Annotated in this window: 4 protein-coding genes; all 4 read right to left on the bottom strand. The window is 36.2% G+C overall.

Annotated features, from left to right (window positions below):
- Positions 1-15 precede the first annotated feature (15 nt).
- Genes AAEU33_RS11860 through AAEU33_RS11845 form a run of 4 tightly spaced genes read right to left on the bottom strand, consistent with a single transcriptional unit; the run spans position 16 to position 16892 of the window.
- Entirely contained in the window at positions 16-1002 is a 987-nt protein-coding gene (locus tag AAEU33_RS11860) for a TauD/TfdA family dioxygenase (RefSeq protein WP_345987696.1), read from the bottom strand.
- A gap of 4 nt (positions 1003-1006) precedes the next feature.
- Positions 1007-7165, bottom strand: a complete 6159-nt coding sequence (locus tag AAEU33_RS11855) for an amino acid adenylation domain-containing protein (protein WP_345987694.1) — start codon at positions 7163-7165, stop codon at positions 1007-1009.
- 14 nt (positions 7166-7179) lie between these two features.
- Complete coding sequence (locus AAEU33_RS11850; protein ID WP_345987693.1) at positions 7180-11505, bottom strand: SDR family NAD(P)-dependent oxidoreductase; 4326 nt, start codon at positions 11503-11505, stop codon at positions 7180-7182.
- Between the two features lie 8 nt (positions 11506-11513).
- Positions 11514-16892, bottom strand: a complete 5379-nt coding sequence (locus AAEU33_RS11845; protein WP_345992766.1) for an amino acid adenylation domain-containing protein — start codon at positions 16890-16892, stop codon at positions 11514-11516.
- Between the last annotated feature and the right edge of the window lie 3 nt (positions 16893-16895).

The following is a 16895-nucleotide window of genomic DNA, read 5'->3' as shown; positions in this document are numbered from 1 at the left end:
AGTATTTTTTGGGAATTAGCAAATAGAAACAATTATTTTACGCTCGCCTTCATACGCATTTCTTCCATGAGAAGACAAATAGTTGTCAAGGAATAATACATCTCCTTTTTCCCACGGAAAATCTATCGTTGCTTTTTGGTAAGCTTCATAAAGCTCTGAATATTCTTCTTTAGTGATTTCCTGTCCGTCACCAAAGTAGGTATTATTAGGAAGCTCATCATCTGATTCTATGGCTGAAAGAAGAACCTCATCGTAGCTGTATTTATTAAAAAATACTCCGTGATTAAACCATATTAATTCTTTGGTCACAGGATGCTCTATAATGGCTTTTTTCTTCCAGTTGATTACGAGATCATTATCATCCAGCCACTCATAGGTGATTCCATTCTTTTCACACTCTTGTTCCACCTCATTTTTATTTTCAGTCTGGAAAACCTCTTTCCAGGATAATCCTAACATCCCATTCATTCTTCTTCGGTACAGAATCCCTTTTTCAAGGAATTTATTCCTAAGATCATCACTGATATATTCCAATACCTTTCTGTTATCCGCAATAGGTGTTTCTCCTTTTAAGGTTGCCGGAATAATGCAGCAAAATATAATTCTATTAGGTGGTACCGGAGCATAAGAATTTTCACTGTGCATATTGATGCTATAGCTATTAGGATAAGTTGTTGATACATAAACATTTTCCATAATAGAATGCCTTGGGGAAGAGCGGAATTTGTATTCCAGAAGAGGCTGATCAAAAACAGAAACTAAATCCTGAAATTTTTCCACAGTATCAATTTCAAAATTTCTGCATAATATGGCTCCGTTCTCTGATAAACAGGTATTAAAATATTCATTATTCTCAATCAGCCAGTTTTTTAAACCTGTATTGGGGTTTGAAGACTGAACTAGCAAAGGAAATTTATTCTCATTAAAAAATCCCTTTAAAGCAGGCTCTTCCGAAGATACCGGAGCACTGTTTTGATTTTTTAATTTGTTTAATCTGTTCATAATATTATTGTTTTTTATTTTTTATAAATGCACTAAGCTTGTTTGAGTTCTTTTGCTTGATCAGATCGGAATCTGTAGTGTTGACAATTTCTTTAATGTCCTTTTGTCTGATTGCTTTAAAATATATGCTCTGTTTCTCCAGTTCATCGTTAATTTCAGCAAAAGGGACATTTATATTTTCTTTGAAAAATGCAAGGATTTCTTTAAATACCCTTACAATATTGACCACTGAATAGTCATCAAAAACATTTTTATTATAATCAACCAAGATCCTTAAATCTTCATCTGTAGGAAAGACCTCGAAATTAAAAGGATAAGTTGTCTGCAACTGAAACTTAGATTTTTCAATTTTTATAGAGTCAGGATCTCTATCATTTTCAGGATCAACTGAACGCTCAGCCATTAAGAAATTTTCAAAGATCAGAATATGATTAATGAGATTTCTCTTCAAAGTACTTTTGTTCTGTATTTCCGCTAAACTCAGATAATGATATTTTGTACTTCCTATAGACTCACGGTGCATTTTATCCAAAAGGATCTGCGGGGTTTCGTCTTTATTGATCGCCACACGCACCGGAACGGTATTAATAAACAACCCCACCATACTTTCAATGCCAAGTACTTCTGGCGGCCTTCCTGATACTACTGCTCCGAAAGTCACCTCTTCAAAATCATTATAAGCACTTAAAAGATAAGACCATACTGCCTGGATATACGTATTTAATGTAATTCCTGAGTTTTTGCAAAACTGCACAATCTCTTTATATACATCTTTGTCTACAAATGAAATATGGGACGACAGATCATACTGGATGGTATCTTCGTGAAATTCTTTTGCAAAAGGAATCAGGGTCGGAGAATCTTTTCCCTGAAGATAATCCTCCCAATAAGCCAGGACTTCATCCTTATCAATATTTTTCAACCACTGGATGTATGAAGAATATTTCTCTGCCTCTGGTAATGACAAAATAGTTTCCTGTTGAAGGCTTTGTAAAATGGCAGCAAAGTCATTGATCAGAATACTCAGGCACCATCCGTCCATCACGATGTGATGATGGCTCCAGATAAATTCGTAGTAATCATCCGGTAATTCTACCACAACCAAACGCATCTGGGTTGGTTCATTCAAAATAAAGCCTTGATTTATGTCTTCCTGTTTGATATTATCCAATCCAATTTCTGATTCCAGGATCAAATGCCTGAAATCTAAACGGGCTTTTTTATGAACAATCTGAAGCGGTACTTCTCCATAACGGTTTTCAAAGGAAGTGCGAAGAATCGTATAACGGTTTAGTAACATTCCAAAAGCCTGTTCTACCAAGGATAGATCCAGATTGACAGACTTGACTCTATATGAGGTCTGGACAAAGTATGCTGACCCTTTAGCGTTCATCAGCCAGTGAAAATATAATCCCTGCTGCATTGGGGAAAGTTCATAAATATCTTCTATTTCATCACCAACACTGATCTCTGTAATGGTATTGAAGGATAATTCTTTGTAAGTAAGGTCTGATGGCGTCAGAATTACAGATGAATCTTCACTCTCTCTCACGATAGCTTCCAGATTTGTCTTATAAGCAGATGAAAGATTCTCTATGGTACCTTCTTTAAATACCTTAGTTGAGTAACGGATGCTGATATTCATTTCTCCGTTCACCGTCATCCCTGATACGTCGAATAAAATATCTGTTGATAAATTGGAAGGATCGACGGAAGAGCCTATATTTTCAGAGCTGTAACGGAATAAAGAAAATTTCTGTGTTGCATCGTCCTTTTTATCTCCTTCTTCATTGAAGTCCCCAAGGTAATTGAATAAAACAGAAGGCATTGATTGTGAATCGATCTCTTTTTTTAGATCACGTAAAATACCATAACCGATTCCTTTATTTGGAATACTTCGTAAACCTTCTTTTACACTGACCAAAGCAGGCTGACTGTTATCGCTGATATCAAGGTTAAAAGGATATACACTGGTAAACCAACCTATCGTCCGGCTGATGTCAAGTCCTGTGTTCATCACTTCCCTACCATGTCCCTCCATGAGAACCTTGGTCTTGCTAACTCCAAACTGATTCTGTAATGCTAATGCCAAACCAGTTAGCAAAACATCATTGATCTCTGCACTGTATTTCCTCCCTGCACGAGTCTGTAATAATTTCGTAGCATCAGTACTCAAACTAAAACCTAAGCTTTTATCTAAAACCTGTTTGCCTTCTACAGGATAATCTGTAGCTAGAGGAGCATAGTTTTCAGATTCTACTCCTTCCCAATACAAACGTTCTTTGGACAGTTCCAAACTTCTGCTGTATTCATCCAAGGCTTTACCCCAACTCTGGAAGGAATCCGTTTTCGAGGGCAGAGAATATTGTTGTCCTCTAATTTCTGACTCATATAAATTACCTAAATCTTCCAGCAAAATTCTCCACGAAACACCATCCATTACCAAATGATGAACCACTAAAATAATACGGTCCCCATCACTCATGGAAACATGACCCACATGGAATAAAACTCCGGACTCTATGTTGATTGTACTCTGAAGGTCCTCTCCTATTTGTTGTAATTGGGATAGCTCTTCTGATTCACTACCACTCTCCCGGATATCAAAATATGCTAAACGGTAATGTACACCATCAATTCCTGAATTATACTGATTCCATTTTCCCTCTTTCTTGCTATATACCATTCTCAGAGCATCATGATGTGACACCAAAGTCTTTAGAGAGGATTCAAGTATCTTTTCGGAAAGTCTTTCCCTGCTTTTTAAGATAACAGACTGGTTGTAATGGTTTTTATTAGTGATCCCTTCACTCTCAAAGAAATACCTCTGGATAGGAGTTAGAATACTTTCTCCTGTAACTTCAGACTGGTCAATATTCACAACATCTGTTGTCATATAGCGCGCCAGCTCTTCTAATACAGGATACTGTAAAATATGTTCTACTTTTAAACTGTAACCCTGCTGACGAAGCCTGGAAACTATCTGAATGGATTTTATGGAGTCTCCTCCTAAATTATAATAGTTATCACGGATACTGATCGGACTGTGTTTCAAGACCTGCTCACAGACAGAGACTAATACCTTTTCTTCTTTACTGGTAGCTGCAACATATTCTGTGGTAATAAGATCTTCTGAACTTACTTCTGGTAAACTCTTTCTGTCAACCTTTCCATTACTTGTTAAAGGAATCTGGTCAAGTTCCACATAAAAACCGGGAATCATATATTTAGGAAGCTTGCTCTCAAGATATCTTGATAAATCCTGCTTGTCAATCGGGGTATCACTTACATAGTACACCACCAAACTCTTATCTTCTTCATGCTCTTTTACTTCTGTAACAACAGATTTAATCGATTCACTGAAAGAAAGCACCTGGCTGTCGATCTCTCCAAGCTCTATCCTGTGACCACGGATCTTGACCTGATGGTCAATCCTTCCTAAATATTCTATAGTTCCGTCTGATAACCATCTTCCCAAATCTCCGGTACGGTACATTTTAGCACCTGGTATGAAAGGATTTTCTACAAATTTTTCTGCTGTTAAGTCTACACGGTTCAGGTAACCTCTAGCCAAACCATCTCCCGAAATGTATAATTCTCCGGTCACCCCTATTGGTACTATACCATTCGCATCATCTAAAACATACATCTGGGTATTATCAATAGGTTTACCGATGGGTATTATTGTATTTTTTATGTCTTTCTTACAATCATAGTAAGTAACATCTATGCATGCTTCTGTAGGTCCGTATAAGTTAACCAATGAAATATTTTCAGGGAACAGTCTGTAAAAAAACTCTTTCTGATAAACAGATAACGCCTCACCACTGGTAAAAACGGTCTTCAGGCTTGTCAGTTTTTGTTTTTCTTCAGGATAGGTATCTATGTGATTCAGGAAAGCGGTAAACATAGACGGAACGAAATGGATAATACTTACGTGGTCCCTTTCTATTGTCTCTATGATAAGAGACGGATCTTTTTCGGCTCCTTGTTCAGGAACAGATAACGTGGCACCATATATACACCACCAAAGAAGCTCCCACACAGAAACATCAAATGTATAAGGTGTTTTCTGAATGAGTACATCTTTATCAGCTAAAGGATAGCGCGATTGCATCCACATCAAACGATTGACAAGAGAACCATGCTGTATCATTACTCCCTTTGGATTTCCCGTTGTCCCTGAAGTGTAGATGATATAAGCTAAATGATCCTGTCGTATTACGGACTCTTGATTCTCTTTTGAATATAGGTCTTTACAAGATTCGAACTCCAAAAGAAAAGATTCATTAATATTAACTTTAGCCCGGGTATCGGATAAAATAAAATCGGTCCTGTCTTGTGGATAATCCTGAGAGATCGGTACATAAGCTGCACCTGATTTCAATATTCCTAAAATAGATACCAGCATTTTTTCACTGCGGGATAATTGGATACAAATCAGATCATCTCCTTTGATAGAAAACTTTTCCCGTAAATAATATGCCAGTTGATTTGCTCTTGCATTTAATTCAGAATAACTAAGAGAAACTCCTCCATAGATAACTGCCGTGTGATCGGGAGCTATTAACACCTGTTTTTCAAATAAACTTACAATAGTTTCATCTGAGGGATAATCAACTTTTGTATGGTTGAATGAATCTAAAGCTATTTTTTCCTCAGCACTTATATAATCAAGAGATTGTAAAGGGATATCAGAAGCACTCACAAATTGCTGAAGAACCTGCCTGAAGTGATTTATAAATGAAATAATAGTTCCTTTATCATAAATGTCTGCATTAAATGCAACAATCATTTCTAAAAATGAACCTTTATTTATAAATTCAAAATTGATATCAAAAGCCCTTTTTGTAAATCCAACTTCTTCTATTTCATCACTGTACACTTCAGCTGCTTCGTTATCCAGATAGTCTTGGAAAACCACCGTAATATCAAATAACGGATTTCTCGAAGCATCCTGGGATAAGTGTAAGTCTTCAATTAAAAGATCAAAAGGGTAATCCTGATGCGTAAATGCTTTTGTAAAAGAATCCTTTACCTTTCTGAATGTATTTGTTAAGGTGTCTTTCTGGTCCAGTATATTATTTAATACAATGGTATTTACAAAAAGTCCGGGCATTTCATTAAGGCTTGGATGATTTCTTCCGGAGGTAAAAGTTCCTAATGTAATGTCATTTTCTGAAGTATATTTATTTAATAAAACATAAACAGCACTCAGTAAACCTACATTTAAAGTTCCCATGTTCTGTTTAGCAAAAGCATCAAGCTTTTGAGTAAGTTCTGATGAAATAACTGTTTTTAGCGTGTAACTGTTGAATGTTTTAACAGAAGGCCTCTTAGCATAAGAAGGTAAATCGATCGTTGGAATTTTCTTTGATAATAGATCTATCCAATATCGTTGTGCAGCATTGTAATTTCCATTATTAATTCCCGCAAGTTTCCAGTACGTATAGTCCAGATACTGGAACTTTGGACCGCTTATTTCTTCTGAATGAATTATTGCATGGTAATAACTTAAAATGTTTTGCTTCACAACATTCAGAGATACTCCGTCGATAATAATATGATGAAAGATAAAATAGGTGACGATCTTATCTTTAAGTTCAAAAATTCTACATCTAAACAAAGGACCTTTACCCAGATCGAAAGCCTGTGAATTCAGATTTTTAACAAGGTCTGCTATGGATCTAATATCAGCGAATTCTCTTTTAAGATCTATAATCTCAACATCAAGTGCGGCATTATTTTCTTCCAAAATGATTTGCCTTACTTCATCCTGGTCATTGAGATGAAATACCGTTCTGAAGATCTCAAAATTTTTGATCAATTGTAAAACAGCAAGCTTCACCACATGCGGATCATAAGAGGAAGGAAATTCAATAGGAAAATTGATATGATATGATTTGGATCCTTCTTCAGTAAGACTTTGCAGCCACAACCTTTTCTGAGCATCTGAAACAGGATGATCTTCTCCGGTAGAGGTATGTTTGGCAATACTGTTAGAATTATGTTTTAAAATATAGGATATGATTTCCTCTTTATAAACTCTAATTCTTTTAATAAGACTTTCTTCAATATCTTCTGTGGTATCAATAACAAGGTTATTATCTTTTACAGATATATGAATATTTTTATCTTTTAATTCTTCTAATAAATTTAACATATAAAGAATAGGATTTATATAATGATGGTCTTTCTATTAGGCTCACTGCTTACTTCTGCTTTTGAAACATATGATATCATTTCTATATGCAGGGCGAGACCTTTAATAGTAGGTGAAGTATAAAGATCCTGTGGCGCTAGCTCCAGATTGAATTCTTTATTGATATTCTTCAAAATGCTCATCGCTTTTAATGAATCCCCGCCCAATTCGAAGAAATTATCGGTAGTTCCAACCTTTTTAGGTTCAAAAAAGTTATTAAATAGGCTACACAGCTTAATTTCTGTTGCAGAAACAGGGGCCACATATTCAGTACTGGATAGGATGCCTCCCGAAATTTGAACTTCCGCTTTGTTAATCGTTTTGTAATTATAGGTGAGGTATTGATTGGGATTTTTTGCCGATGCAATGATCTGATGATTTTGAACATTGGAAAGCACTGTAGCCTTAAAAATATCGACGAGTTCAGTCTCATTTATTGCACCGTCACTAACTCCATCCAGATTTACGCTGACCCAATTCTGAGGTTTGGATTTTCCAATAAAATAATCCATATAAGAATTGGCTACTGAATACGCTCCAAAAGTCTGACCACCAAGGATTGCTGATAAACTGGAACTGATCCATACAAAATCAAGGTTTTTGCCGGAGAATACTTTATACAAATTAATGATTCCCTGCACCTTAGGAGACAACTGATCCTGAATCATTTCCATATCCAGATGCTCTACTAATTTTAAAGAATTATTTGAAGGGTTTCCTGTTAAATTCAGCACACCATGGATTTTTCCATGTTCCTGTTCTATGAAAGCTATCGTTGATTCTAAAGATGTCAGATCTGAAATGTCAGAAGTAAAGTAAGACAATTCATTTCCTATTCTGTTTCTGAATCCTTCATCCAGTTGATCAATTAGTTTCCTACCTACAACGACAACTTTAGCTTTGTTTTCTAACAGGTAACCGGTCAAAACTTTTCCGATCTTACCTGAACCTCCAATGACAACGATAACTTTGGAATCGAGCTGAACATCACCTCTATCTTCATTCCATCTTTCATAAAACGGAACATATCTCTGATCTCCTTTATAGGTTACAAGAGGATCAGAAAAGTTGTATTCGATTTCATCAATGATCTTTCCATAAGCAATATCATTCCCTGATGGAATATCTAAAAGAAAACTGAAGATATTTTTATTTTCCTGCGCACAGACATACAGCTGACCAAATGAAGACAGCAATGTGGTGTTACTCTTTTTATTGATCTCCATATTATTGAAATCCCCTACCAAAGTAATCTTCGAATTTGCTGTAAGATCATTAGAGATTAAGAATTTCCCGATGATATTAAACAATCTGAAAACAGAGACCATGGAACTTAATTGATCATCCTGTATATTCCAGGTGAAAATAATCTGATAATTAGTATTGTCTGAAATATTAATTTTATCCAGATAATCTGCAATACTTCCTAGCTCTATCTCCCCATTTGCTTTTAAAAATTCATTTTTTTCTAATTCAATAAAGCCTATCTCCCTGCTTCCTAGTTCGTTAATGATATTTTGCGATACAGCACTATTTTCAGAAAAAATAATAAATGTTGCCTTTTCCTCCTTCTCGCCTTTAGACAATAGGCTGCTCTTCCATTTTTTCTGATAAAAAAGGTCTAAAGACGAACGATTGTTATCTACCGTAAATCTTTTAAAAGGATTGACATGAAAATCCAGTTTATTTTTTTCAAATGCATAGGTGGGCAATGAAATTTTCTTTCTTTTCTGATTTTGATAATATTTCTTCCAATCTATCTCAATACCCGATTGCCACAAATCACCCAAAGCTTTGTTTAAAAATTGCAGTTCCTCATTTTGATCGGATCTTTGCAATAAGCGAATAATGGTATTATCATTATAGAACTCGTTTTGTTTAATTGCATTGGTTAGTGTAGAAGGTCCTAATTCTATGAATATATAGTCTTTTGGATCCTTAAGAATATTTTTAATTCCTTTTTCAAAAAGAACAGTATTCAACATTTGTTCTTTCCAGTATTGGGGAGATTTAGCTTCGTCCCCTAAAATAAAGTTGGCTGTAAGATTTGATAGATACGGAATCTCAGGTACCGATAACTGAATATCAGAAAATAAATTTTCAAAATCTGCGGCAATACTATTCATCATTCGGGAATGAAATGCATGTGAAGTTTTTAAAAGAGTGGTTGTAATATTGCTTTCATTAAATACATTAATACATTCCTGAATATCTTCTTCTGTTCCAGACAAAACTGTTGTATGATCCGAATTGATCGCTGCTACTGAAATTCTATCCGGGATCTCATTTTTTATCTGTTCAAAAGAGGCATTTACAGCAACCATTTTTCCGGTTGGTACTTTACTCATTAATAAAGCTCTTTCTGCAACCAGCAATAGTCCATCTTCAAAAGAAAGTACTCCGGAAACGCAAGCAGCAACATATTCTCCCAAACTATGACCTATCATTAATGAAGGTTTTATTCCAAGTTCAATAAGAAATTTTGCTAATGCATATTCAATAAGGAATAATAAAGGCTGGGTATATTGAGTTTCATTAATCTTTAACGGATCAGAAGTTTGAGTATTACCATATCCCAGGACCTGAGAATAGTCTGCATTGAATTTATTCTTCAGGATTAAAAGCCCTTTATCTATATACTGTTTAAAACCTTCTTCCTGATGATAAAGATGTTTCCCCATTTTAAAATACTGAGCTCCCTGGCCTGGAAAAACAAAAACAATATGTTGGGAAGATTTTGCTTTTTGGTAAAAATCTTTTTTAGCTTCTAACTCATTTAATAAATCTTCTCTGTCTTTGAAAACAATTGTATTTCTATAGTCAAACTGAGCTCTGCCTATATTTAAGGAATACGAAAGATCTGAAAGATTCATTTCCTGATTTTCGGTGATGAACTTTTTTAGTTTTATAAAATATTGTCTTACCGCTTCCGGTCTTTTGGCAGAATAGGTTATGACATTACTTACCTGTTTGTTCTTATGGTGATCGTCTGAATGATCAGCTACAAAATTTTCTAAAATCGCGTGAGCATTGGTTCCCCCAATTCCAAAACTACTTACTCCCGCAATTAATGGACGATTGTCTTTTGTCTCCCATTGTTTTGCCTGAGTATTAACATAAAATGGACCTTTGCTAAAACTTATTTCTGAGTTAGATTTTATATAATGTAAAGATGGTGGTATGACCTTTTTCTCTAAGGATAAGGCTGTTTTAATAATTCCTGTAATTCCTGCCGCATTACCAGTATGACCAAGGTTTGACTTCACAGCTCCTATGGCACATTTCAAAGATTGGTCATAGTTAAATGACTTATTCAGTGCCTCGATTTCAATAGGATCTCCCAATTTTGTTCCGGTACCATGCGTCTCGATATAAGAAATCTCATCAATAGAAACCTTTGCAAAATTATGGGCTTGCTTTATACAATCAGATTGTCCTGCTATGCTCGGTGCGGTATACCCTACTTTTCTTTTTCCATCATTGTTAACGGCAGTTGCTCTTACAATAGCATAGATATGATCATTATCATTGATAGCATCTTCCAGCCTCTTCAAGACAACTATACCACCGCCTTCTGTACCTACTGTTCCACTTGAATTTTCATCAAACGCCCTGCAATGTCCATCTTTAGAAGAAATCATTCCCTCTTCGTACATGTATCCTTTTTCATCTTTGGTGTTTAAAGCAATTCCTCCTGCCACCGCCATGGAACACTCCCTTAATAACAAAGCCCTGCATGCAGTATGCATTGCTACCAGCGAACTTGAGCATGCCGTATCCATAAAAATACTTGGCCCCTTTAGATTCAGGTTATAAGAAATTAAAGAACTGCAAAAGTTTTTATTGTTAATTTGTGACAAATAAAAAGGATCCACTGTATCTTTTTTATTAATGGTGGTATGGGCAATCCAGTTGAAATTATCGGGAGCAGTAAGATACAAACCTACTTTATCGTTAATTTTTGATGGATCATAACATGAATCTTCAAATGCTTCCCAAACCAATTGATGTAAAATTCTGGTTTGTGGATCCATACTATTAGCCTCATCTTTTGTGTAGCCAAAAAATGTATAATCAAAAGTATCAGAATGATCAATAAATGTCTTTACTTTCACATAATTGGGATCCTGAATAAGCTTGGGTTCTACTCCGCTTTCCAATAATTCCTGATCTGTATAAAACTCAATCAGCTCATTTCCATTGGCGAGCTTTTCCCAGAATGTATGGGGATTATCGCAACCTGAAAACATACAGGAAACACCTATTATAGCTATGTCTCTTTTTAAGGATTCTCTTTGCATAGTAAAATTTAATCGAACAGGTTATCAATAAGGTTATCTACGTGATCCGACAGATTTTGATCTTCTGCTGTCGTTTCTTCAGTGTATGAGTTCATGCTTTGTATGAAGTGTGCTAACTCTGATACACTTGGGTAAGAAAAGAATTTGGCAATTTCTATTTCTAAACCAAAATCTTTACGCAATAGCTGGGAGAGCTTTACAATAGACAATGAATTTAATCCCATATCAAAGAAGTTGTCCTGAATACTGATCTCTTCTTTCTGATAATTCAAAATTTTTGCTAGTAATTCAACCAGTAGTTGCTCCGTTTCCGTTTGAGGTGCTACATATTCGTTCTTGATTAGATCCGAACTTTCCACTTCAGGTAAGCTTTTCCTGTCAATCTTGCCATTGCTGGTTAAAGGAATAAAATCCAGTTCCACATAAAAACCTGGCAGCATATACTGCGGAAGCTTTGTTTCCAGATATTGAGACAAGTCTTGTTTATCAATCGATATGTCTGAAACATAATACACTACCAAACTCTTATTGCCCTGATGTTCTTTAACGGCAGTAACTGCATTTTTGATAGAATCTCCATAAGAAAGTACCTGAGTGTCTATTTCTCCTAGCTCTATCCTATGGCCGCGGATCTTAACCTGATGATCAATTCTTCCTAAATATTCGATATTACCGTCTGGTAACCATCTTCCAAGATCACCGGAACGATACATTTTACCGCCTTTTACAAAAGGATTATCAATAAATTTCTCTTCAGTTAAATCTTCAAGGTTAAGGTAACCTCTGGCCAAACCATCACCGGAAACATACATCTCTCCAATCACTCCTACAGGAAGCAAATGACCGTGTGGATTCAGAATATAGCAGCCCAACGTTGGGATAGGTTTTCCTATATTAGATAAAGAACGGGTCATGTCTGCAGTGTTAAGCTTTTTATAGGTAACATGGACAGTAGTTTCCGTGATCCCGTACATATTGATCATTTGGATTTCCGGATATTTACGATGCCAATCCTGCAATAGAACAGGATTAAGAGCTTCTCCTCCAAAAATGACATAGCGTAACGACAGTTTCTCATTATTAAATTCACTGTCAAATTCCAGAAGATTATAAAAAGCAGCAGGAGTTTGATTTAATATCGTGATCTTGTTCTCAATCAGATAGTTTAAGAAGGCTCCGGGATCCTGAGCCGTCTGCTTTGAGATGATATGCAGACTGCCTCCGTAAAGTAAGGCGCCATAACATTCCCATACCGAAAAGTCAAAATTATAGGAATGGAATAAAGTCCATGAGTCATTACTGTTAAAATCATACAATGCTTCGTCATTGAACAATAAACGAACTACATTTTTATGTTCAATCATTACCCCTTTTGGATTTCCTGTGGTCCCTGAAGTATAGATAATATAAGCTAAGTGATCTGGTCTGATTACTGTCTCAGGATTCTCTGTGGAATATTTTTCTTTTAAAGAATCAAACTCTAAAAGGAAAGATTCATCAATACTAGCTTTAGCCTGGGTATCAGTCAAAATGTAATTGATCCTTTCCTTTGGATAATCAACATCTATTGGCACGTAAGCTCCTCCCGACTTCAGTATCCCCAATATTGCAATCACCATATTCTCATTACGAGGTAACTCAATACAAATCAAATCATCCCCCTCTATAGAATATTTCTCACGTAAATAATGAGCTAACTGATTGGATCTTGCATTGAGTTCAGCATAGGTCAGCGAAATATCTTCGTAAACAACTGCTGCATGATCCGGATTCGTTAGTACCTGTTTTTCAAATAAACTTACAATAGTTTCATCAACAGGATAATTAACTTCTGTATTATTGAATGATTCTAAAACTGCCTTTTCTTCAAGGCTTACATAATCCATTGTTTTTAAAGGAGTATCTGCTGCACTTATAAACTGATGAAAAACTTCTCTAAAATGAGACAATAAAGACGTCATTGAAGATGGAGCAAATACGGAAGAATTATAGCGGAACTCAATATGCAGACTGCCATTATCAGGAACCACAACAATGGTAAAAGGATAATTCGTCTGTTCAAAAGAACCTGCTGACTCAGACGATAAGCCTGCATATGAACTTGCTTCTGCATTCCCTTGTTCATTCTTTACATAATTCTCAAAAACAATAATATGATTAATCAGCTCTTTACCTAAAGAGGATAAAGACTGGATCTCTGCCAGGCTATTAAAATGATAACGGCTGCTCTGAATAGATTCCTGATGAAGTTGGCTTAACAGACTACGTGGAGTATCCTCCTCACCAATTCGGGCACATACTGGTATTGTATTGATAAATAACCCCACCATATTCTCAATTCCAGGAATTTCAGCAGGTCTTCCTGAAACCACACTCCCAAAGACTACTTCTTCGGATGCATTATAAGAGCTTAACAAGTAAGACCACACTCCTTGGACATATGTATTCAACGTAATACCGGAACCCTGACAGAAGTCTTCAATAGCCTCAAAATCATGTTCTCCTATGGTAAGGGTTTCATTAAGGTAATGGTTGTGGGATGATTCATTGGTAGTAATAAAAGGAATTAATGTCGGGGAATCGATTCCCTTGAGATAATTTTTCCAATAGGTTAAAGCTTCTTCTTTATCTACGCTTTCAAGCCATTTAATATATGAAGCGTATTTCTCAGTATCCGGTAATGGAATAGCAATACCATTTTGAAGACTGCCTAATATTGTAGAAAAATCACTGATCAGAATACTGAGGCACCAGCCGTCCATAATGATATGATGATGACTCCAGATGAAGTCGTAATAACCATTAGGAAATTGTACAACCAGCAAACGCATCTGTGTAGGTTCACCCAAATTAAAACCACGATCTATATCACCTTGTCTGATATTATCTAGTTCAAGTTCTGATTCTAAGATTAAATGCTTAAAGTCAATTCGAGCTTTTTTATGAACAATCTGTAAAGGCACTTCTCCATAACGGTTTTCAAAGGAAGTGCGAAGAATCGTGTAACGGTTTAATAATATCCCAAATGCCTTTTCTACCAAAGATAAGTTAAGCTCAGAAGCTTTAATGCGGTACGAAGTCTGCATAAAATATGCTAATCCTTTAGGATCTACCAGCCAATGATAATACAAGCCCTGCTGCATCGGGGAAAGCTCATAAATATCTTCTATATCATTCCCTTTACTGATCTCCTCAATGGTGCTGAATGATAAGCCATTGTAAGTAAGATCTGACGGGGTTAAAACCACCTGTGAGTCTTCACTCTCTTTCACTATAGCTTCCAGGTGAGACTGATAAGCGGATAAAAGTTTTTGTATCGTATTTTCTGTAAATACCTTATCCGAGAAGCGGATGTTGATATTCATTACCCCATTTACTGTCATCCCTGAGATGTCCAATAGCATATCAGTTCCCAGATTCTCTTTAGACACAGGGCTTCCAATATCTTCAGAACTATATTTGAAAAATGATTCCTTATCTCCGGTATCATTACCACTTGTATCATTAAAATCTCCAAGGTAATTGAACTGTATGGAAGGATTACTTGTTGAAGAAAATGCATTACCCAGATAATTCAAAATACCATAACCAATCCCTTTGTTTGGAATACCTCGTAAACCTTCTTTTACACTTACCAAAGCAGGCTGACTGTTATCGCTGATATCAAGGTTAAAAGGATATACACTGGTAAACCAACCTATCGTCCGGCTGATGTCAAGTCCTGTGTTCATCACTTCCCTACCATGTCCTTCCATTAATACCTTGGTCTTGCTAACCCCAAACTGATTCTGTAATGCCAATGCCAAACCGGTCAGTAAAACATCATTGATCTCTGCACTGTATTTCCTCCCTGCACGAGTCTGTAATAATTTAGTAGCATCAGTACTTAAACTAAAGCCTAAGCTTTTATCTAAAACCTGTTTGCCTTCTACAGGATAATCTGTAACAAGAGCTGTATAGTTTTCAGATTCTACGCCTTCCCAATATAAACGCTCTTTGGATAGTTCCAAACTTCTGCTGTATTCATCCAAGGCTTTACCCCAACTCTGGAAAGAATCCGTTTTCGAGGGCAGAGAATATTGTTGTCCTCTAATTTCTGACTCATATAAATTACCTAAATCTTCCAGCAAAATTCTCCACGAAACCCCATCCATTACCAAATGATGAACAACTAAAATGATACGGTCCCCATCACTCATGGAAACATGACCCACATGGAATAAAACTCCGGACTCTATGTTGATTGTACTCTGAAGGTCCTCTCCTATTTGTTGTAATTGGAATAATTCTTCTGATTCACTGCCACTGTCCCGGATATCAAAAGACGCTAAACGGTAATGTACGCCATCAATTCCTGAATTATACTGATTCCATTTTCCCTCTTTCTGACTATACACCATTCTTAAAGCATCATGATGCTCTACAAGACATTTTAAGGAAGTTTCTAAAACAGAAGCCGACAGTCTTTCACTGCTTTTTAAAATAACAGACTGATTATAATGATTTTTATTGGTGATCCCTTCACTTTCAAAGAAATACCTCTGGATAGGAGTTAGAATACTTTCTCCTGTAACTTCAGACTGGTCAATATTCACAACATCTGTTGTCATATACCGAGCCAGCTCTTCTAATACAGGATATTGTAAAATATGTTCTACCTTCAGACTATAACCCTGCTGACGAAGTCTGGAAACTATCTGAATGGATTTTATGGAGTCTCCTCCTAAATTATAATAGTTATCACGGATACTGATCGGACTGTGTTTCAAGACCTGCTCACAGACAGAGACTAATACCTTTTCTTCTTTACTGGTAGCTGCAACATATTCTGTGGTAATAAGATCTTCTGAACTTACTTCTGGTAAACTCTTTCTGTCAACCTTTCCATTGCTTGTTAAAGGAATCTGGTCAAGCTCTACATAAAAACCGGGTAACATATATTGTGGAAGCTTGCTCTCCAGATGTCTCGCCAGATCCTGCTTGTCAATCGGGGTATCACTTACATAGTACACCACCAAACTCTTATCTTCTTCATGCTCTTTTACTTCTGTAACAACAGATTTAATCGATTCACTGAAAGAAAGCACCTGGCTGTCGATCTCTCCAAGCTCTATCCTGTGACCACGGATCTTGACCTGATGGTCAATCCTTCCTAGATACTCTATTGTACCATCAGCTAGCCATTTTCCTAAATCTCCTGTGCGGTACATCTTCGTACCCGGAATAAATGGATTGTCTACAAACTTCTCGGTAAGCTCTGGATTATTTAAATAACCCTGAGCTAATCCAGATCCAGAGATATACATCTCCCCGCTTACTCCTGCAGGAACCAAATGTTTATTCTCATCTAAAATATAAATCTGCGTATTGGCGATAGGCTGACCGATAGG

The organism is Chryseobacterium sp. Chry.R1 (genome assembly GCF_039645525.1).
Lineage (GTDB): Bacteria > Bacteroidota > Bacteroidia > Flavobacteriales > Weeksellaceae > Chryseobacterium > Chryseobacterium proteolyticum.
The sequence above is the reverse complement of the archived record's forward strand: the minus strand, read 5'-3'. Positions and strand labels throughout refer to the sequence as shown.

Excerpts from the sequence above, each read along its gene's own strand:
- AAEU33_RS11860 (WP_345987696.1), bottom strand. The coding sequence starts at position 1,002 with ATGAACAGATTAAACAAATTAAAAAATCAAAACAGTGCTCCGGTATCT.
- AAEU33_RS11855 (WP_345987694.1), bottom strand. The coding sequence starts at position 7,165 with ATGTTAAATTTATTAGAAGAATTAAAAGATAAAAATATTCATATATCT.
- AAEU33_RS11850 (WP_345987693.1), bottom strand. The coding sequence starts at position 11,505 with ATGCAAAGAGAATCCTTAAAAAGAGACATAGCTATAATAGGTGTTTCC.